The sequence below is a fragment of the Ideonella benzenivorans genome (assembly GCF_020387415.1).
GTDB lineage: Bacteria > Pseudomonadota > Gammaproteobacteria > Burkholderiales > Burkholderiaceae_C > Ideonella > Ideonella benzenivorans.
This window is the reverse complement of record NZ_JAGWCB010000007.1, coordinates 526,194-544,365: the sequence shown is the minus strand read 5'-3', so window position 1 is coordinate 544,365 and position 18,172 is coordinate 526,194. Positions and strand designations below refer to the sequence as shown.

Annotated in this window: 20 protein-coding genes; 11 read left to right on the top strand and 9 right to left on the bottom strand. The window is 68.9% G+C overall.

The annotated features are described in order from the left end of the window. Positions 1–9: 9 nt before the first annotated feature. Together infA and KGA65_RS05440 are read right to left on the bottom strand one after the other, a co-directional pair. Positions 10–279: a translation initiation factor IF-1 gene (infA, locus tag KGA65_RS05445; protein ID WP_225862190.1), complete on the bottom strand. Its 270-nt coding sequence runs from the start codon at positions 277–279 to the stop codon at positions 10–12. Between the two features lie 33 nt (positions 280–312). Continuing rightward, on the bottom strand, positions 313–495 hold the full coding sequence (locus tag KGA65_RS05440) for a hypothetical protein (RefSeq protein WP_225862118.1): 183 nt from the start codon (positions 493–495) through the stop codon (positions 313–315). A 437-nt stretch (positions 496–932) separates the two neighbouring features. Between KGA65_RS05440 and KGA65_RS05435 the strand changes: the two genes are divergently transcribed. After that, positions 933–1,217: a metal/formaldehyde-sensitive transcriptional repressor gene (locus KGA65_RS05435; RefSeq protein ID WP_225862117.1), complete on the top strand. Its 285-nt coding sequence runs from the start codon at positions 933–935 to the stop codon at positions 1,215–1,217. Between the two features lie 24 nt (positions 1,218–1,241). Continuing rightward, a complete protein-coding gene (locus KGA65_RS05430; protein ID WP_225862116.1) occupies positions 1,242–2,351 on the top strand; it encodes an S-(hydroxymethyl)glutathione dehydrogenase/class III alcohol dehydrogenase in 1,110 nt (369 codons plus the stop codon). A 25-nt stretch (positions 2,352–2,376) separates the two neighbouring features. Here the strand turns inward: KGA65_RS05430 and KGA65_RS05425 are convergent, their stop codons facing one another. Continuing rightward, entirely contained in the window at positions 2,377–3,108 is a 732-nt protein-coding gene (locus KGA65_RS05425; protein WP_375142606.1) for a siderophore-interacting protein, read from the bottom strand. Positions 3,109–3,175: 67 nt separating this feature from the next. Between KGA65_RS05425 and KGA65_RS05420 the strand changes: the two genes are divergently transcribed. Beyond that, entirely contained in the window at positions 3,176–3,634 is a 459-nt protein-coding gene (locus tag KGA65_RS05420; protein ID WP_225862115.1) for a MarR family winged helix-turn-helix transcriptional regulator, read from the top strand. A gap of 330 nt (positions 3,635–3,964) precedes the next feature. Then, the gene (locus KGA65_RS05415; RefSeq protein ID WP_225862114.1) at positions 3,965–5,023 is read left to right on the top strand and encodes a porin; all 1,059 of its coding nucleotides are present in this window, start codon (positions 3,965–3,967) and stop codon (positions 5,021–5,023) included. A gap of 72 nt (positions 5,024–5,095) precedes the next feature. On the opposite strand, the gene KGA65_RS05410 is transcribed toward KGA65_RS05415, so the two are convergent. From KGA65_RS05410 to KGA65_RS05385, 6 genes are all read right to left on the bottom strand, one after another. Next, positions 5,096–5,650, bottom strand: coding sequence for a MarR family winged helix-turn-helix transcriptional regulator (locus KGA65_RS05410; protein ID WP_225862113.1), 555 nt, complete (start codon positions 5,648–5,650; stop codon positions 5,096–5,098). 81 nt (positions 5,651–5,731) lie between these two features. Continuing rightward, complete coding sequence (locus tag KGA65_RS05405) at positions 5,732–6,721, bottom strand: TauD/TfdA family dioxygenase (RefSeq protein ID WP_225862112.1); 990 nt, start codon at positions 6,719–6,721, stop codon at positions 5,732–5,734. A gap of 59 nt (positions 6,722–6,780) precedes the next feature. After that, on the bottom strand, positions 6,781–7,554 hold the full coding sequence (locus KGA65_RS05400; RefSeq protein ID WP_225862111.1) for an ABC transporter ATP-binding protein: 774 nt from the start codon (positions 7,552–7,554) through the stop codon (positions 6,781–6,783). Between the two features lie 8 nt (positions 7,555–7,562). Continuing rightward, the gene (locus KGA65_RS05395; RefSeq protein WP_225862110.1) at positions 7,563–9,434 is read right to left on the bottom strand and encodes a branched-chain amino acid ABC transporter ATP-binding protein/permease; all 1,872 of its coding nucleotides are present in this window, start codon (positions 9,432–9,434) and stop codon (positions 7,563–7,565) included. After that, positions 9,431–10,480 carry a branched-chain amino acid ABC transporter permease gene (locus KGA65_RS05390; protein ID WP_225862109.1) on the bottom strand — a complete coding sequence of 350 codons (1,050 nt, stop codon included), beginning with the start codon at positions 10,478–10,480 and terminating at the stop codon, positions 9,431–9,433. The genes KGA65_RS05395 and KGA65_RS05390 overlap by 4 nt, the downstream gene beginning before the upstream one ends. Positions 10,481–10,497: 17 nt before the next feature. After that, a complete protein-coding gene (locus KGA65_RS05385; protein WP_225862108.1) occupies positions 10,498–11,652 on the bottom strand; it encodes an ABC transporter substrate-binding protein in 1,155 nt (384 codons plus the stop codon). A 543-nt stretch (positions 11,653–12,195) separates the two neighbouring features. Here KGA65_RS05385 and KGA65_RS05380 point away from each other — a divergent pair. From KGA65_RS05380 to KGA65_RS05350, 7 genes are read left to right on the top strand one after another with little or no spacing between them, the layout of a single operon-like run. After that, complete coding sequence (locus tag KGA65_RS05380) at positions 12,196–13,344, top strand: amidase (RefSeq protein WP_225862107.1); 1,149 nt, start codon at positions 12,196–12,198, stop codon at positions 13,342–13,344. Next, positions 13,341–14,516: an acyl-CoA dehydrogenase family protein gene (locus tag KGA65_RS05375; RefSeq protein ID WP_225862106.1), complete on the top strand. Its 1,176-nt coding sequence runs from the start codon at positions 13,341–13,343 to the stop codon at positions 14,514–14,516. Before KGA65_RS05380 ends, KGA65_RS05375 begins: the two co-directional genes overlap by 4 nt. 38 nt (positions 14,517–14,554) lie before the next feature. Further along, entirely contained in the window at positions 14,555–14,935 is a 381-nt protein-coding gene (locus tag KGA65_RS05370; RefSeq protein ID WP_225862105.1) for an IacB protein, read from the top strand. A gap of 14 nt (positions 14,936–14,949) precedes the next feature. Continuing rightward, complete coding sequence (locus tag KGA65_RS05365; protein ID WP_225862104.1) at positions 14,950–15,534, top strand: nuclear transport factor 2 family protein; 585 nt, start codon at positions 14,950–14,952, stop codon at positions 15,532–15,534. A 28-nt stretch (positions 15,535–15,562) separates the two neighbouring features. Next, positions 15,563–16,849, top strand: coding sequence for an aromatic ring-hydroxylating oxygenase subunit alpha (locus tag KGA65_RS05360; RefSeq protein WP_225862103.1), 1,287 nt, complete (start codon positions 15,563–15,565; stop codon positions 16,847–16,849). Between the two features lie 52 nt (positions 16,850–16,901). Next, the gene (locus KGA65_RS05355) at positions 16,902–17,378 is read left to right on the top strand and encodes an aromatic-ring-hydroxylating dioxygenase subunit beta (RefSeq protein WP_225862102.1); all 477 of its coding nucleotides are present in this window, start codon (positions 16,902–16,904) and stop codon (positions 17,376–17,378) included. Positions 17,379–17,391: 13 nt separating this feature from the next. Then, positions 17,392–18,159 (top strand): SDR family NAD(P)-dependent oxidoreductase, encoded by a 768-nt coding sequence (locus tag KGA65_RS05350; RefSeq protein WP_225862101.1) that lies wholly within the window; start codon positions 17,392–17,394, stop codon positions 18,157–18,159. The last annotated feature ends 13 nt before the right edge of the window (positions 18,160–18,172 follow it).

Here is an 18,172-nt window from a genome sequence, read left to right as displayed (position 1 = left end):
CCGATGTCATCAGAACTTCCTGCGTCGCGGCGCCGAAGGCGCCCCACCGCTGCGAGGTTCGAGGTGACGGAAGGTGATACGACCCTTGTTGAGGTCATAAGGAGAGAGTTCCAGCGAGACCTTGTCGCCGGCCAGGATGCGGATGTGGTGCTTGCGCATCTTGCCGCCGGTGTAGGCCACCAGGCTGTGGCCGTTTTCCAGCGTCACGCGAAAGCGCGAGTCCGGCAGGACTTCGTCCACCTGGCCACGCATTTCGATGAGTTCTTCTTTGGTCATCAGTGATCCTTGTGCAAGAACGTGCCGGGCTGCCGCTCAGGCCGGCAACGCGGGTTGACGCAGGTATTCCAGACCCTGCGCCATCGCGTAACGCGAGGCTGCACGGGGCGTGGAAAACAGGGGAATGAACCGGAAGACCCGGTCATGGGAGGCAGAGCCTGTGCCGCTGCGGATCGACAGGGACGCCGCAAAGTGACCGGTGTCGGTCCGTTGGGTCATCGAGGACAGGACATACCTGCCCACGGTGCGGATGTGGGGAGAAGCAGAGATCAATGGGTTTTCATGGCACCGGCCAGCGAGGCGCGGCGCGAAAGGCCTGGCAGGGATCGGGGATCGCGCCAGCGCCGAAAGAGAAAGAAGATCAGGATCCTGAAGCCTGGATGAACCGCCAAGTGCGGGGCGTCAGGACCTTTGAACCAGACGAAGCTTGCCTGGGTTGCCAAGTGACCGCGTGAGATGGATCCAACCTGGGGGAGCCGCCTTGCACGCGGTGTGCGAAACACATGGCGTACGGCGGGCTCAAAGCTGCGGAGGTAAGCGAAACTGCAGCTAACTCGGTGAGTGTACCAGATTTTTGCGGGGCAGGAAGAAGTATTGGAGCGCCCCGCCGCAGGGAGGGCCTCTGTATACTGACCCCCAGTATCCAGGAGTCCGCCGTGCCCCACTCGCCCGCCGAGCGCAAACGCGTCGTCACCCGGCTGCGCCGCATCAAGGGCCAGGCCGAGGCGCTGGAACGCGCGGTCGAGGCGGGCACCGAGTGCGGCGACCTGCTCCAGCAGCTGGCCGCGCTGCGCGGCGCCACCTACGGCCTGATGGCCGATGTGCTGGAAAGCCACATGCGGGAGACCTTCGGCTCCGCCGTGGCCCAGCCCACCGACGCCCCCACCCAGGACGCCGAGGTGGACCACATGGTCCGCATGCTGCGCTCCTTCCTCCGCTGACCCTTCAACCCAAGGACCCCGACCATGAAATCCCGTGCCGCCGTTGCCTTTGCCGCTGGCCAGCCCCTGCAGGTCGTCGAGATCGACGTCGCCCCGCCCCAGAAGGGCGAGGTGCTGATCAAGATCACCCACACCGGCGTCTGCCACACCGACGCCTTCACCCTCAGCGGCGACGATCCCGAGGGCCTGTTCCCGGTGGTGCTGGGCCATGAGGGCGCCGGCATCGTCGTGGAGGTGGGCGAAGGCGTCACCAGCGTCAAGCCGGGCGACCATGTGATCCCGCTCTACACCGCCGAGTGCGGCGAGTGCCTGTTCTGCAAGAGCGGCAAGACCAATCTGTGCGTGGCCGTGCGCGCCACCCAGGGCAAGGGCGTGATGCCCGACGGCACGACCCGCTTCTCGTACCAGGGCCAGCCGATCTACCACTACATGGGCTGCTCGACCTTCAGCGAGTACACCGTGGTGGCCGAGGTCTCGCTGGCCAAGATCAACCCCGACGCCAACCCCGAACAGGTCTGCCTGCTGGGCTGCGGCGTGACCACCGGCCTGGGCGCGGTGAAGAACACCGCCAAGGTGCAGCCGGGTGACTCGGTGGCCGTGTTCGGCCTGGGCGGCATTGGCTTGGCGGTGGTGCATGGCGCGCAGATGGCCGGCGCCGGCCGCATCATCGCGGTGGACACCAACCCCGACAAGTTCGCGCTGGCCAAAACCTTCGGCGCCACCGACTGCGTCAACCCCAAGGACTTCGACAAGCCCATCCAGCAGGTCATCGTCGAGATGACGGGCTGGGGCGTCGATCACAGCTTCGAGTGCATCGGCAACGTCAACGTGATGCGCGCGGCGCTGGAGTGCGCCCACCGCGGCTGGGGCCAGTCGGTCATCATCGGCGTGGCCGGCGCGGGTCAGGAAATCTCCACCCGCCCCTTCCAGCTGGTCACCGGCCGGCGCTGGCTGGGCACGGCGTTTGGCGGCGTCAAGGGCCGCAGCGAGCTGCCGGGCATGGTCGAGCAGGCCATGAAGGAGGAGATCCAGCTCGCCCCCTTCGTGACCCACACCATGCCGCTGGCCGACATCAACGAGGCCTTCACGCTGATGCACGACGGCGAGTCGATCCGCTCGGTGGTGCACTACTGAGCCCCACCGGCAGCAGCCCGCGGCCTCAGCCGTGGGCCGCTGCGCCGCGCTTCCAGTAGGCGGCAGAGCGGATGAGCTTGGGGTCGTGGCCCTTCTCGTCCACCAGCACGTCGCGCAGCGCGGCGGCCACCGACGCCTCGGTGGCGCACCAGGCGTAGCCTTCGCCGGCGGGCAGACGCAGCGCGCGGGCCGCGTCCACCAGCGTCTCCGGCCGGTCCACCCAGGCCAGGTCCAGCGTGGCGGCGGTGGGCGGCAACAGGGCCCGGTCGGCCGGATCGGCCAGGGCCAGGCGCACGATGGCGCGCCGGCCCGCCGGCAGTTCCTCCAGCCGCCGGGCGATGGCCGGCAAGGCCGTCTCGTCACCGATCAACAGGTGCCAGTCGAAATCCTCGGCAACGACGAACGAGCCCCGCGGCCCGGCCACCGTCAGCGTCTGGCCGGGCTGGGCCTGGGCGGCCCAGGCCGCCGCCGGCCCTTCCCCATGCAGCGCGAAATCCAGCACCAGCGTGTGCGCCGTGGTGTCGAAGGCGCGCGGGGTGTACTCGCGCATCAGCGTCTCGCCCACCCCATCGGGCAGGAGGATCTTCACATGGTCGTCGAAGGCGGCTGAGACGAAATCGCCCAGCGATTCGTCCGTCAGCGTGATGCGCTGGAACAGCGGGCTCACCCGCTCCACCCGCAGCACCTGCAGCGCGCGTTTCTTCAGTTCGTGCCGCACCCGCTGCACACGCGGCAAGGCGGTGTCGTTCATGGTCATGCGTGCTGTTTTGTTGATAATGTCAACCATGATTCCCAAAAAGGTTGACACTGTCAACATCAAGGGCATGCCCCGCACCGACGCCGAGACCTCCCTGCTCGACCTGATCCATGCGGTGATGCACAGCGTGCGCAGCCTGCAGTCGCAGGGGCCGGACGAACCGGCGCTGCAGGGGCTGACCCCGATGGAAGGCCGGGTGCTGGGCTTCTTCGCCCGGCATCCCGGGGCCACCCTGCGCGACCTGGTGCAACACAGTGGGCGCGACAAGGCCCAACTGGCCCGCCTGATCAAATCGCTGCGCGAACGGGAACTGCTGCAGGCCCAGGAAACCTGCCGCGACCGGCGACAGGTCCGCCTGGGCCTGACCGCCGCCGGCGAGCGCGCACAGCAGGCGCTGCAGCAACAGGCCCAGGCCCTGGAGCAGCGCGCCGTGACCGGGCTGGGCCGGGAGGCCCAACAGCAACTGCGCCGGGGCCTGCTGCAGATGCAGACCAACCTCACCCCCGAAGACAGCGCGAAAGACTGAGTGGGCCAGGTGGGCACCGCGACTGTGCATTTACTACCTTTTTCACGTGAAATCGCACCAATAAATCGCCACCACCTCGGGGACCCATTGCGGGAACTCCGATGGCCCCACCAGATTTATCCAGGATCAATGCGCTATTGACCGTCAATCATTCGGTCCAAACCCGATTTCCCGAAAGCTTTTCCCAGAGTTGAGGGTCGCCGCACATTTACGTGAAATAGGCACCAGTTTTGCTGACGAGGATCAAGCCCTGGCGTGCTGACTCAGCGCACCAGGGGCGAACTGCCCGCGGCCCCGCGGGTTTCCCAAGTTCATTGCATGACACCCTCCATGAAGCAAGCTTTCCGCCCCATGCTGCCGGTCGCCCTGGCCGCCCTCCTGTCCGTCGGTGCCGCCCATGCGCAGTCCTCGGTCACCGTCTATGGCCTGATCGATGCCAGTCTCGTCTGGACCAATGACGTCGCCGGCAAGCGCACCCTCAACGAAGACTCTGGCGTCTCGCAAGGCAACCGCCTCGGCTTCAAGGGCACCGAAGACCTCGGCGGTGGCCTCAAGGCCGACTTCCGGATCGAGCACGGTTTCAACACCGATGCCGGCACCACCGCCCAGGGCGGCGTGATGTGGGGCCGCAATGCCACGGTCGGCCTGTCCAGCGACCGCTACGGCAGCCTCTCCTTGGGCCGCACCTTCGATGTGACGGGCGATGTCTTCCCCGCCTATGCCGTGGCCACCAACACACCCGCCGGCCTGATGGCCTGGTCGCTGCCGATGAACTCGGCCGGGGGCCTGGGCCTGACGAACCGGGTCTCGGGCATGGCCGTCAACAACAGCGTCAAGTACTACTCGCCCAAGTGGGCAGGCTTCTCGTTCGGCGGCACCTATTCGCTGGGCGAGGTGTCTGGCAAGCCGACCGCCTACCAGAGCGCCTACAGCCTGGTCGCCAGCTATGCCGTTGGCGCCTTCTCGACCTCGGCCGCCACCTACTTCAAGCACGACGCCAGCCCCACCGAAGGCAACCTGAAGGAATACGCGCTGGGCGCGGCCTACCAGATGGAGAAGATGCGCCTGTTCGGCATGGTCTCGCAGGTGGGCTACAGCAGCGGCGCCAAGGACCGCGTGACCACCGGGGAAATCGGCCTGACCTACAAGGTGCTGCCGACGGTGGTGCTGGGCGCCGGTCTGCAGGCCCAGAAGCGGCGTGACCTGGCCAGCGCCGACCAGATCACGCTGACCGCCGACTACCTGTTCTCCAAGCGCACCGATGCCTACCTGGTGCTGTCCAACGGGCGCGACCGTGAATACGGTGCGCAGATCGAAGGCGCGCTGGGTGGCAAGTCCTCGTCCACCGCCCAGACGGGCCTGGCCGTCGGCATGCGCCACAAGTTCTGAGTGACATCCCCGGCCCGCCGCTTCTGCGGGCCGGCACAGATCCCGCGCCGCCTGCGCCAGGACCCACCTGGTTCAGGCGGCGTCTGCGTTGGGGGCCGCGTGGCTGGAGCGACCGGCCGCGGCCAGCTCGGCGTGGCGGGGCGACAGGTTGTCCAGGATCAGGTGCAACACTTCGTTGAGCTTGCGGATCTGGGACGGGGTCAGGCCCTCGAAGGCCCGGCCGAAGATGTGCTGGATGGCCAGCTTGCTGCGGGCAATCGCCTCACGCCCGGACTCGGTCAGGGTGACGATGGTGACCCGTGCGTCCAGTGGCGAGGTGTGGGTCTCGACCAGGCCCTCGCCCTTCATGCGGTAGACGATCTTGGTGACCGTGGAGAGCTTGGCGATGGCATGCAACGAGATCTCCGACATGCTGCTGCTGCCGTTCTCGTTGAGGATGTAGAGCGTGCGCCAGGTGGGGATGTCCAGGCCCACCGTCTTCAAGGCCCGCTCCATGTCCATCTGGTAGACACCGTGGACCCGGGCCAACCAGTAGAACGGAAACTCTTCCTTGACGAAGTCGGGACTGGCGGGGTCGTAGAGGCTCACGATGCGATGCGGGATGGTCGCGCAGAAGGAATCCGGCATCTTAGCGCCAGACCCGCATCGCAGGCATGCAGCGGGGGCATGCGCCCAGAGCGGTGCGCGGCCCCTGCCCAGGCCGGGGCCTCAGGCGCCCGCCATGTCGCGCGCCGGGATGCCGTTGCGGCCCGGGAATTCGGGCGCCAGGGTGCGCGCGTTGGGCATCTTCAGCCACAGACGCAGCAGCTTGCGGCGCTGAGCCAAGTCTTCATGGTCCTCGAAATGCGTGCGCGAATGCATCACCACGTAGTTGTTGCAGAACTGCATGTCGCCCGGCTCCATCATCATGTCCAGGCGGAACTCCTGGTCGTGGATCAGGGTGTCGAACAGGTTCAGGGCCTCGACCTCCACGCGCGAGAGCTGCAGGCCGCGCAGTTCCTGGCCCAGCTCGATGTACTTGCGCAGGTAGCGGCAGGCCAGCTTGCCCTCGTACTGGCTGAAGATGGGTGACAGGCTGGGCAGGGCCTCGCCCAGGTGGGCGAAGTAGATCGGCCGGTAGAACAGGCCCATGTACTCGGGGTACTTCTCCAGGATCTCGTTGTAGATGGCGGCGGCGCTGACCAGGCTGCTCAGGCCCCCGCTCTTGGCCTTGCGGATGCTCAGCAGGCCCACCACGTCCGACAGGTCGGTGTGGTACGGCAGGTAGGCATTGGTCTCGTAGACCCGGGTGGTCTTCTTGTTGAGGTCCCCCACGTTGGTGACCCGGCCCAGCAGGTCGCCGCGCTCGTTTTGCGTCACCGGCGTGCCCATGTGCAGGCCCAGGCCGTAGTAGAGGATGGACAGCTCGTCCTCGGTGTAACGCTCGGCCGGCAGGCCGCGGATCACGATGAAGCCCCGGCCGTTCTCCAGCTCTTCGGCAAAGCCGCGGATCTCCTCGGCCAGGAAGTCGGGGATCGGGAAATCGGCCTGGGTGAAGCCCGGGAAGGCCAGGCCGCGCTGCTGGACCGCCTTCAGGGCCTGGTCCAGCGCGTTCACCGAAGCTTCGGACAACCGGTAGATCCAGTCCTCGTGCCGGGCCAGCTCGCTGCCCTTCCAGGCCACGCGGCTGGCAATCTTCTCTTTCAGGATCACGCTCATGCTCAAACTCTCCAACGGTGGGGAAACGGAGGGAGGGCCGATCGGCCCCTCGAACGGCCTCAGGTGGTCAGCAGTTCCTGGTGCTTGGCCTGGGCCCCCAGATAGGCCTCGATCACGCGCGGGTCGTGGGCCAGCGCGGCGGCCGGCCCTTCCATGGCCACGCGGCCCAGCTCCAGCACATAGGCGTGGTCGGCCACATGCAGGGCCGCGCGGGCGTTCTGCTCGACCAGCAGAATGGACACGCCCTGCGCGCGCAACTGCACGATGATGCGGAAGATGTCACGCACGATCAGCGGTGCCAGGCCCAGGCTGGGCTCGTCGAGCATCAGCAACTGCGGCCGGCCCATCAGGGCACGGCCCAGCGCCAGCATCTGGCGCTCGCCACCCGACAGCGTCGCGGCCTCCTGGCGGCGGCGTTCCTGCAGGCGCGGGAACAGCGCATAGACCTCGTCCAAGGCCTGCGCGTGGCGGGCCGCACCCTCGCCGCGGAAGCGGTAGGCCCCCAGGCGCAGGTTGTCCTCCACCGTCATGCTGGCGAACAGCGCACGGGTTTCGGGCACCAGGGCCAGGCCTTGCTCAGCCCGGGCTTCCACCTGCAGTGCGCCCTGCACCCGGCCGGCCAGCGTGATGCGGCCGTCGCGCGCCGGCAGCGCCCCCATCAGGGCGCCCAGCAACGTGCTCTTGCCGGCACCGTTGGGGCCGATCACGGTGACGATCTCGCCCTGGCGCACCCGCAGGCTCACGCCGGACAGGGCCTCGATCTTGCCGTAGGCCACCGAGAGGTTCTCGACCTCCAGCAGCAGCGGGTGCTCGGCAGCGGTTTCAGCGGTCATCTCGGCGCTCACAGGTCAACTCCCAGGTAGGCTTCCAGCACCTTGGGATGGCTTTGCACCTCGGCGGGCAGGCCCTCGGTGATCTTCTCGCCGAACACCATCACCGCCACGCGGTCCACCAGGTTCATCACGAAGTCCATGTCGTGCTCCACCAGCAGCACGGCCATGCCCTCGGTGCGCAGCTTGCGCAGCAGCTCGGCCAGGGCCTGCTTCTCCTGCAGGCGCAGGCCGGCGGCCGGCTCGTCAAGCAGCAGCACCGAGGGGTCGGCGCACAGCGCGCGGGCGATCTCCACCAGGCGCTGCTGACCCAGGGCCAGGCTGCCGGCTTCCACATGCGAGAGCGCGCCCAGGCCCACGCGCTCCAGCTGGCGCTGGGCTTCGCCCAGCAGGCGGGCCTCCTCCGCCCGGTCCAGCCGCAGCGCACTGCGCAACAGGCCGGCGCGGCCGCGCAGGTGGGCACCGATGGCCACGTTGTCCAGCACGCTCATGCTGGGCAGCAGCTTGACGTGCTGGAAGGTGCGCGACAGGCCAGCAGCGGCCATGCGCCGGGGCTGCCAGCCCAGCACGCTCTGCCCCAGGAACTTCACCTCGCCCGAGGTGGGATGGTCCACGCAGGAGAGCTGGTTGAACAGCGTGCTCTTGCCCGCACCGTTCGGGCCGATGACGGCCAGGATCTCGCCGGCGTGCAGCGTCAGGTCGATCTCCTTGTTGGCCACCAGGCCGCCAAAGCGCCGGGTCAGGCCGCGCACCTCCAGCACCGGCTGGCCGCGGGTGGGCTGAACCCGGCGCGGCAAGGGGGCGGCGGCCGGCAAGGCCGCAGGCTGGGCCCGCCGCGGATCGACGCGCCGGCTCCAGCGGCGGTGGATGGCGCCCCACAGGCCGTTGGGGGCGCGGTGCATCAAGGCGATGATCAGCAGGCCGAAGACGACGGACTCGTAGTTGCCGCTCTGGCCCAGCAGGCTGGGCAGCCAGTCCTGCAGCCCATTGCGGCCCAGCGTGACCACCACCGCGCCGGCCACCGCGCCCCACAGGTGGCCCACGCCGCCGATGAGGGCCATGAACATCACGTCGATGCCCGCGGTCACACTGAACGGCGCCGGGCTGACGAAGCGCTGGTTGCAGGCATACAGCCAGCCCGAGACGCCGGCCAGCAGCGCCGAGAGGATGAAGGCCGCCATCTTGGTGCGGAACACCGGCACGCCCATCGACTCGGCCATCGCCTGGCCGCCGTTGAGGGCACGCAGCGCGCGGCCGCTGCGCGAATCCAGCAGGTGACGCGAGAGCACCAGCGCCAGCCCCAGCAGCAGCCAGATCGGCCAGGCCATGTCGGCCGGCTGGTCCAGGCTCCAGGTGCCGATCTGCAGGGCCGGCAGGTTGGTCAGACCGGAGTGGGCCCCCAGCGACTCCAGCGTGCCGAACAGGTAGAACAGCGCCAGGGCCCAGCAGATGGTGCCCAGCGGCAGGTAGTGGCCCGACAGGCGCAGCGTCACCGCGCCCAGGCCGGCCGCCACCGCCAGGGTCACCAGCAGGCCGGCGGGCAGGGCCAGCCAGGGCGAGCCGGCGATGGGTGCCAGCCAGCCCGGCACGTCGGCCCCGACAGTCAGCCAGGCACAGGTGTAGGCCCCCAGGCCGATGAAGGCGGCCTGGCCGAAGCTGGTCATGCCGGCCACGCCGGTCAGCAGCACCAGGCCCAGGGTGGCCATGGCCGCCAGACCGATGTTGTTGAGCAGGTTGACCCAGAAGGTGGGCAGCCAGGGCACGGCCAGCAACAAGGCCAGCAGCAACACCGGGCCGACCGTGCGCCGGGCCGTGAGGCCCAGCGGGCGGCGCGCGGTCTTGGAGGTCTCAGCAGAGGAATTCATGGGCAGGGCGGTGCTCATGCGCGGTCCTCCTCATGGTGCTTGCTGGTCAGCGAGCGCCACAGCAGGAAGGGCAGGATCAAGGTGAACACGATGACCTCTTTGTAGGAACTGGCCCAGAAGGTCGAATAGGCCTCGACCAGCCCCACCGACAGCGCGCCCAGCGCGCCCACGGGGAAGCTGACCAGACCGCCAACCACGGCCCCGACGAAGCCCTTCAGGCTGATCAGGAAGCCGGAGTCGTAGTACAGCGTGGTGAGCGGCGCGATCAGCGTGCCCGACAGGCCGCCGATGAAGGCCGCCAGGGCAAAGCAGGTGCGGCCGGCGGCGGTGGGCGAGATGCCCATCAGCTGCGCCCCCAGGCGGCTCACCGCGGTGGCCCGCAAGGCCTTGCCCCGCAGCGTGCGCTCGAAGAACACGAACAGCCCGACCATCAGCGCCAGCGTGGCGGCCAGCACCCACAGCGACTGGGCGTTGACGTTGAGCAGCCCCAGGTCCAGGCCCTCCTCGGAAAACGGCAGGGTGCGCGCGCCTTCGGCGCCGAACATCCAGAGCGCCAGCCCGACCAGCACCACATGCAGCGCGATCGAGACGATCAGCAGCACCAGGCCATGCGCGGCGGCGATGGGCCGGAAGCACAGGTCATACAGCCAGGGCCCCAGTGGCACCACCAGCGCCAGCGTGAACAGCACCTGCAGCGCCATCGGCCAGTTCTGGCCGGGCACCCGGTCGGCGATGCCCCAGAGGACCAGGGCATAGACCGGGCCCGCGGCATCCCAGACCGACAGCGGGGGCTGAGGATCGGCGCGCAGGCCCGGGCGCAGCGCCCACAGCCGCCAGACCAGGCGCAGCACGGCCAGGGCCAGCAGCAGCCAGGCCAGGCGCACCGGCTGGCCGGCCTGCAGGCCGGCCATGGTCATGGCGCCGAAGGTGACGAACTCCCCCTGCGGCACCAGCAGCACCCGGGTGACGGTGAAGACCAGGACGATGGACAGGGCCAGCAGCGCGTAGATCGCGCCGTTGGTCACGCCATCTTGTCCCAGCAGCAATGCGATCTGCGCGTTCATGCCTCAGTCCATCCCGCTCACTTCAGCAGCGTCCAGCGACCGTTCTTCACCACGATCATCTCGCGGCCGCGGTCGTCGAAGCCACTGTGGTCGGCCGGCGTCATCGTGTAGACGCCCTGGGTGGCCGGCAGCTCCTTGATCTGCTCCAGCGCATCGCGCAGCGCAGTGCGGAAGGCGGCGGTGCCCGGCTTGCCGGACTTCAGCGCCACCGGAATGGCCGCCTGCAGCAGCAGGCCCGCGTCATACACATTGGCACCAAAGGTCGCCGGCTTGCTGCCGTTGAGCTTCTCGTAGGCCTTCACATACTCGGTGGCCACCTTCTTGGTCGGGTTGCTGGCCGGCACCTGGTCGAGCACCAGCATCGCGCTGGCGGCCAGGATCGTGCCTTCCACCTTCTTGCCCCCCAGGCGCAGGAAGTCGTCCAGCGCCGCGCCGTGGGTCTGGTAGACCTTGCCCTTGTAGCCCACGTCGTGCAGCGTGGTGCTGGGCAGGACGGACGAGCTGCCCGGGGCCGCCACCAGGATCGCATCGGGCGAGGCGCCCATCAGCTTGAGCGCCTGGGCGGTCAGCGAGGTGTCCTGGCGCTGGAAGCGCTCGGAGCCCACCACCTTGATGCCCGCCTTGCCGGCCAGCGCGGAGAAGACCCGCATCCAGTTGTCGCCGTAGGGATCGGCCGTGCCGATGAAGCCCACCGTCTTGATCTTGGTGGCGCTCATGTGCTGAACCAGGGCGCGGGCGATGATCTCGTCGTTCTGCGTGGTCTTGAAGACCCACTTCTTCTGCTCGCTCATCGGCACCACCACGGCGGCCGTGCCCACCGGGGCCAGCATGGGCACACCGGCTTCCGCGGCGAACTGGATCACGCCCATCGCGGCCGGCGAGCCGCTCGGGCCGATGATGGCGTCGACCTTGTCTTCGTTGATCAGCTTCTTGAAGGCCGACACCGAGGCGGTCGGGTCGCTCCCATCGTCCAACGAGATGTACTGGACCGTCTGGCCCGCCACCTTGGTCGGCAGCAGCGGCACGGTCTTCTTCTGCGGCAGGCCGACCAGGGCCACCGGGCCGGTGGACGAGGTCACCACCCCCACCTTGATCTGGGCTTGCGCGGCCAGGGCGAACGAGGCCAGCAGACAGCCCTGCAGCAGGGGACGGACGAAACGGGGAAGGGACATCGGGAACTCCGTGCGCTCTGGGCGCCAAGGGGTGGAAGGACACGGTAGGCCGCACACCGCGGGAGGCACTGCCGGCCCCCAAAAAAATTCTGGGGAGCCGGCCCGCCACCGCTGCAGCGAGCTTGACCTGCATCAGCATCTTTCATGCCACTTTTCATGTTTTTCTGATGCGGGCCACTTGCGTCGGGGCCACCCGCCTGGCAGACGGGCCCCGACCGCCGGCCCCCTCACGCGCGCGACACATGAAATCCCGCTGAGCGCACAGCATCCGCCGCCCCGGATCACCGCGCCGCACGAGGGAAACCGAGCGTCCTGCCGGCGCCGGAGGCCGCGCCGACCATTGCTTGAAAAATCCACCAAATCAGGGCATCGCGCCCCAATGCGTGGCGTTATCACCGCCTTGTCGCACCGCATTTGCTCGGGCTCAAACATGGGTTATTTAGTTGACGATTCACGTATTCACTCCTATCGTCTGCAGCCATTCCAACCGCTTGCCACCCACGGGTGACGGCACGCCAGCCCGGCACCCGCCCCCTCCTGCCCATGTCCACCGACATCGTCGTCCTCCCGCTCCAACTCGGCCCCGCCGAGGGCCCGTGCTTCATGGTCAAAGACACGCTGGACGTGGCGGGCGCCCCCACCCGGGCCGGCAGCCGCACCCTGACCGAGGCCGCACCCGCAACAGCCCATGCCGAGGTGGTGGCCCGCCTGCTGGCCGCCGGCTGGCGGCTGACCGGCAAGACCAACCTGCATGAGCTGGCCTACGGCACCACGGGCATCAACCACTGGACCGGCACCCCACGCAACCCGCGCTGGCCCGACCGGGTGCCCGGGGGCTCTTCCTGCGGCTCGGCGGTGGCCGTCGCCCAGGGCCTGGTGCCGATGGCCCTGGGCACCGACACCGGGGGCTCGGTGCGCACGCCAGCCGCCTGCTGCGGCGTGTTCGGGCTCAAGCCCAGCTTCGGCCGGGTGAGCCGGCGCGGCGTGATGCCCGAACGCAGCTCGCTGGACTGCGTGGGCCCGATCGCCCGTGACATGGACAGCCTGATCGCGGCCATGCAGGCCATGGTGCCGAACTTCCACGCCTTGCCGGTGGTGCCGCCCTCGCTGCACATCGGCCTGGTGGACGTGGCCTGCGACGCCCAGGCCCGCAACGCGGTGCACGAAGCCCTGGCCCGGGCCCGCCACCGCCTGCACCCGGTCACGCTGCCGCTGTTCGAGGACGCCTACCGCGCCGGCCTGGCGGTGATCAACCGCGAGAACTGGATCGCCCTGTCCCCGCTGCTGGCCGATGGCCGCATGGGCCAGGACGTGGCCACCCGGCTGCAGCGGGCCGGCCAGACCACCGATGCCCAGCTGGCCGAGGCCGAAGCCGTGCGACGCGCCTTCCGCGCCGAGGTGGATGCCGCCCTGTCGCAGTGCGACGTGCTGGCCCTGCCCACGCTGGCCTCGCCCCCGCCGCGGCTGGAGGACGCTGCCGACACCAGTGCCGCCGTGTCGATGACGGCGCTGGTGCGGCCCTTCAATCTTTCCGGCCACCCGGCCATCACGCTGCCGCTGGACAACGCCGACGGCCTGCCCGTGGGCCTGCAGCTGGTGGCCCGCCACGGCGCCGACGAATGGCTGTGTTCCGTGGCTCGTTCGCTGAGCCAGCAGCTCGACCTGCACGCCTCCCTTGGAGAACCCGCATGACCTCCCTCACCGCCACGCACCCCGGTGCGTCCACCGCCCCCACGGGGCCTGATTCCGGCACCACGCTGGACCTGCTGTTGAGCGACATCCGCCGCCGCCGGCAGGAGTTCGAGCAACAACGCTTCATCTCGCCGGACATCATCCAGCGCTTCAAGGAGGTCGGCGTCTACCGCGCGCTGGTGCCGACCGCGCTGGGCGGTGAGCAGAAGTCGGCGCACGAATTCTGCGAGCTGATCGAGACGATTTCCCAGGCCGACGGCTCGGCCGGCTGGGTGGCCAGCTTCGGCATGGGTGTGACCTACCTGGCCGCGCTGCCGCCCGCCACCCTGGCCCAGGTCTATGCCGGCGGCCCCGACGTGACCTTTGCCGGTGGCATCTTCCCCCCGCAGCGCGCGCCCAAGGTGGCCGGCGGCTACGAGGTGTCGGGGCGCTGGAGCTTTTCCAGCGGCTGCATGGGCGCCGACGTGATCGGCGTGGGCATCGCGCCGTTCGAAGGCGACAAGGGCGGCCTGCCGCGCATGGCGGTGATGCCGCGCAGCCAGGCCCGCATCGAGATGGCCTGGGACGTCAGCGGCCTGGCCGGCACCGGCAGCCATGACCTGGTGGTCGACAAGGTGATCGTGCCGGAGGAATGGACCTTCGTGCGCGGCAGCAAGTCACAGCGCGAGGAGCCGATGTTCCGCTACCCCTCGCTGTCCTTCGCCACCCAGGTGCTGACGGTGGTGGGGCTGGGCATCGCCCGCGCCGCCATCGAGGAACTGCGCGGCCTGGCCACCGGCCGCATCTCGGTCACCGGTGCGCCGCGCCTGGCCGACCGGCCGCAGGTGCAGATCGAGATCGCCCGCGCCGAGGCCCAGCTGCGGGCCGCCCGCGCCTTCTTCTACGAGGCCATCGACGACGCCTGGGCCACGCTGGAGAAGGGCGACGAGGTGACGCCGGAACAGACCAGCCTGCTGCGCCTGTCCTCCACCCACGCCGCCCGCACCAGCGCCGAAGTGACCCGTGCCATCCAGATGCAGGCCGGCATGACCGGCGTCTACCACAGCAGCCCGCTGTCGCAGCAGGTGCGCGACGCACAGGTGCTGACCCAGCACGCCTTCATGGGCGACATCACCTACCAGAACGCGGGCGCGATGCTGTTCGGCCTGCCGCCGCTGCCCGGCTACCTGTGAGCCCGCGCCCCCTCTTTTGCTGACCTGAAAGGACTTCCATGAGCACCCCCACCCCCCAGATGCGCGCGCTGTTCTGCATTGGCATCAACCAGAACTTCTTCGATGCAGCCCCGGATGAGGCCAAGGCCGTCTGGCTGGCCTGCGGCGAACTCTTCAATGGCATCGCCGAGCTGCCCGGCGTGACCGTGCTGGGCAACATCGACGACGATCTGTCCATGGTCGGCCCCTCGACCAGCTGGCCCTGGACCTGCTACATCCTGGCCGATGTGCCCGACATCCAAACTGTGCACGCGGCCTGCAACCTGCTGCGCACCGTCGTGGTCGGCGAGGGCCCGTACAAGCTGTGGAAGTACGCCAAGATCGAGGCCCGCGTCGGCCGCGAGCTGGTGGTGCCGCCCAGCCTGAAGAAGCCGGCCTGAGCACGGAGCCCGCTGTGACCCCTGCTCCCCTCCCTGTCGAGCTGGCCGGCCTGGCCCAGCGGCTGGTTGAACTGGAAGACCGTCTGGAGCGCTTCGAGGACGCCGCCGCCATCCGCGCCTGCGTGCACCGCTACATGGCCTTGTGCGACCGGCTTGATGCCTCGACCCCGATGGACGCTCTGCGGGACTGCTTCACCGAGGACGCCATCTGGGCCGGCAAGGGCGCCCGCTACGGCCAGAGCTTCGGGGGTCACCGCGGCCGCGCCGCCATCGGCGCCATGCTCGGCGCCTACCGCGGCACCCTGCCCGGCGAGGAGGGCCCGCAACGCCCGCCCCACTTCGCCTTCAACGCCCACTTCCTCTGCTCGGAGCTCATCACCCCCACCGGGCCGGACACCGCCCGCGCCGAGTGGACGATGCTGCAGACCTCCACCTTCGCCAGCGGCGCCTCGCACCTGAACGCCGCGCAGCTCACGCTGCAGATGCGCCGCGACACCGACGGCCAGTGGCGCATCGCCCACTTCGAGACCGAGAACCTGCTCAGCCGCCCGGTGACGCACTGGCGCAGCGATGCGCCGCTGCCGGTGCCCGCCCGCTGATCCCTTTTCCTCTTTGCCCACGCACACCATGAACGCCCCCACTGCCCCGATCCAGATTCAGCGCTCCGCCCGCGAGTTGGGCGAGCTGGTCCGCGAGGACCGCGTCCACACCTCGCTCTACAACGACCCGGCCATCTTCGACCAGGAGATGGACAAGATCTTCCGCAACTGCTGGGTCTGGGTCGCCCACGAGAGCGAGCTGCCCGAGCCCGGCAGCTTCAAGACCCACTGGGTCGGCATGGAGCCGGTGATCGTGGTGCGCGACCGCAAGAACGCCATCCATGTGCTGCTCAACCGCTGCCGCCACCGCGCCGCCACCGTCTGCGAGCACAAGAAGGGCAAGACCGCCAGCTTCGTCTGCCCTTACCACGGCTGGGCCTACGCCCTGGACGGCTCGCTGCGCGGCGTGCCCTTCCCCGAGAGCTACGGTGACTGCCTGGACAAGGGCGAGTTCCCGCTGGTGAGCCTGCGCGTGGAGACCTACAACGGCATGGTCTTCGCCACCTTCCGCGACGACATCGCCCCGCTGGTGGACTGGCTGGGCCCGGCCAAGAAGTGGATCGACCTGTTCATGAAGCAGGCCGGCGGCTACCCGGTCAAGGTGGCCGGCGAGCACCGCTTCCGCTTCCCCGGCAACTGGAAGATCCAGCTGGAGAACACCACCGATGCCTACCACTTCCCGCTGGTGCACAAGAGTTTCCTGAGCTCGATCGACGAAGAGACCAAGCAGGTCTTCGACTTCGTCAAGGGCCCGGGCTATGTGGAGGACCTGGGCAACGGCCACAGCGTGATGGTGATGATCCCCTCGCTGGTGGACCTGGAGGCCAACCTGGACGCCCCCATCCCCGAACGCTTCGAAGAGCTCGCCCAGGCGCTGCGTGACGAAGGGCATGACGAGGCCAAGGTGCGCCGCCTGGTGCGTGCCGTCGGTGGCACCGGCTTCAACCTGAACCTGTTCCCCAACATCGCCTGCTCGATGGCCTTCTTCCGCGTGCTGCAGCCGGTCTCGGTGACCGAGACCGAGATCCACCACGCGGCCATCGTGATGGACGGCGGACCGGCGGTGTGCAACCAGGCCCGGCTGCGCCTGCACGAGCACTTCCAGGGCCCGATGGGCTTCGGCACGCCCGATGACTCGGAAGCCTGGGAGCGGGTGCAGAAGGGCGCACAGGCCGGCAAGAACCTCTGGGTCATGGTCAACCGCGGCCTGCCTGGCGAGCGCGTGACCGAGGACGGCCGCGCCAGCGATGTCAGCGCCGAGACCGGCATGCGCGCCGCCTACCGCCAGTGGAAGAAGCTGATGACCGCCGAGTGAGGCCCGCGCCCGCTGACCGTCCTCTTCACATCGCAACACATCCCCTCACACCATGAACCTGCCCCTGCTGAACAGCGTCACCGCCTTTGTCTGGGCCGAGGCCGACATGCTCGACCACGGCGAATTCGCCGCCTGGCTGGACCTGTGGGTCCCCGCCGGCCAGTACATCGTGCCGATCGACCCGGACACCACCGACTTCGACAACACCCTCAACTACGCCAACGACAACGCCACCATGCGCCGTCTGCGCGTGGAGCGCCTGACCAGCGGCGAATCGGTCTCCACCCAGCCGCCCGCGCGCACCGTGCGCAGCGTCTCGCGCCTGCGCGTCATCAGCCAGGACGGCGACACCGTCACCCTGCGCGGCGCCCAGGACCTGCGGGACTTCCGCAAGGACCGGTTCCACCAGCACACCGCCGACGTCACCTGGACCCTGGTCGCCCACGGCGACAGCTGGCGCATCCAGCGCAAGGTCGTGCGCATGATCAACTCCGTCGACACGCTCAGCGCCGTCGGCTACATCTTCTGAAGGCCGCCCCGCTATGACGAACATGCCTTCCGAGACGGCTGGCCAGCCCATTGCGGTCGTCACTGGCGCGGCCGCCGGCCTGGGCCAGGTGATCGCCAGCGAACTGCATGGCGCTGGCTACCGCGTGCTGCTGACCGACGTGGATGCGGCGGGGGCCCAGGCCGCCGCCCAGGCCCTGGACGCCAGCGGCACCACCGCGCAGGGCCTGGCCCTGAACGTGCTGAACAAGGCCGACTTCGAGGCCGCCCTGGCCCACCTGAAGGCCGGCTGGGGCCTGCCGCAGGTGCTGGTGAACAACGCCGCGCTGACGCTGACCACCCCGGTGATGCAGATCAGCCCGGAGGAGTTCTCCCGCGTGCTGGACATCAACCTGCGCGGCTGCTTCCTGGGCTGCCAGGTGTTTGGCGCGGCGATGGGCGAGGCCGGCTACGGCCGCATCGTCAACCTGGCCTCGCTGGCCGGGCAGAACGGTGGCACGGCCTCGGGCGCGCATTACGCCTCGTCCAAGGCCGGCATCCTGACGCTGACCAAGATCTTTGCCCGCGAGCTGGGCGCCAAGGGCGTCACCGTCAATGCGGTGGCCCCGGGGCCGATGGACCTGCCCTCGGTGCATGCCGCGGTGCCGGCCGAGCGCCTGGCCCAGATCGTCAAGACCATCCCCGTGCAGCGCCTGGGCAACCCGCACTTCGTCGCCCGCATGGTGGTGCTGCTGGCCTCGGCCGAGGCCGACTTCGCCACCGGCGCCGCCTGGGACTTCAACGGCGGCATCTTCATGCGCTGACCGCCCCGCGCCG

What these genes read in the sequence shown, in the direction of transcription:
- KGA65_RS05420 (WP_225862115.1), top strand. Translation starts at nt 3,176, where the DNA reads ATGCCCCGCACCGACGCCGAGACCTCCCTGCTCGACCTGATCCATGCG.
- KGA65_RS05405 (WP_225862112.1), bottom strand. Translation starts at nt 6,721, where the DNA reads ATGAGCGTGATCCTGAAAGAGAAGATTGCCAGCCGCGTGGCCTGGAAG.
- KGA65_RS05430 (WP_225862116.1), top strand. Translation starts at nt 1,242, where the DNA reads ATGAAATCCCGTGCCGCCGTTGCCTTTGCCGCTGGCCAGCCCCTGCAG.
- KGA65_RS05410 (WP_225862113.1), bottom strand. Translation starts at nt 5,650, where the DNA reads ATGCCGGATTCCTTCTGCGCGACCATCCCGCATCGCATCGTGAGCCTC.
- KGA65_RS05440 (WP_225862118.1), bottom strand. Translation starts at nt 495, where the DNA reads ATGACCCAACGGACCGACACCGGTCACTTTGCGGCGTCCCTGTCGATC.
- KGA65_RS05360 (WP_225862103.1), top strand. Translation starts at nt 15,563, where the DNA reads ATGAACGCCCCCACTGCCCCGATCCAGATTCAGCGCTCCGCCCGCGAG.
- KGA65_RS05350 (WP_225862101.1), top strand. Translation starts at nt 17,392, where the DNA reads ATGACGAACATGCCTTCCGAGACGGCTGGCCAGCCCATTGCGGTCGTC.
- KGA65_RS05355 (WP_225862102.1), top strand. Translation starts at nt 16,902, where the DNA reads ATGAACCTGCCCCTGCTGAACAGCGTCACCGCCTTTGTCTGGGCCGAG.
- KGA65_RS05415 (WP_225862114.1), top strand. Translation starts at nt 3,965, where the DNA reads ATGAAGCAAGCTTTCCGCCCCATGCTGCCGGTCGCCCTGGCCGCCCTC.
- KGA65_RS05400 (WP_225862111.1), bottom strand. Translation starts at nt 7,554, where the DNA reads ATGACCGCTGAAACCGCTGCCGAGCACCCGCTGCTGCTGGAGGTCGAG.
- KGA65_RS05395 (WP_225862110.1), bottom strand. Translation starts at nt 9,434, where the DNA reads ATGAGCACCGCCCTGCCCATGAATTCCTCTGCTGAGACCTCCAAGACC.
- KGA65_RS05425 (WP_375142606.1), bottom strand. Translation starts at nt 3,108, where the DNA reads ATGACCATGAACGACACCGCCTTGCCGCGTGTGCAGCGGGTGCGGCAC.
- KGA65_RS05390 (WP_225862109.1), bottom strand. Translation starts at nt 10,480, where the DNA reads ATGAACGCGCAGATCGCATTGCTGCTGGGACAAGATGGCGTGACCAAC.
- KGA65_RS05380 (WP_225862107.1), top strand. Translation starts at nt 12,196, where the DNA reads ATGTCCACCGACATCGTCGTCCTCCCGCTCCAACTCGGCCCCGCCGAG.
- KGA65_RS05375 (WP_225862106.1), top strand. Translation starts at nt 13,341, where the DNA reads ATGACCTCCCTCACCGCCACGCACCCCGGTGCGTCCACCGCCCCCACG.
- KGA65_RS05385 (WP_225862108.1), bottom strand. Translation starts at nt 11,652, where the DNA reads ATGTCCCTTCCCCGTTTCGTCCGTCCCCTGCTGCAGGGCTGTCTGCTG.
- KGA65_RS05370 (WP_225862105.1), top strand. Translation starts at nt 14,555, where the DNA reads ATGAGCACCCCCACCCCCCAGATGCGCGCGCTGTTCTGCATTGGCATC.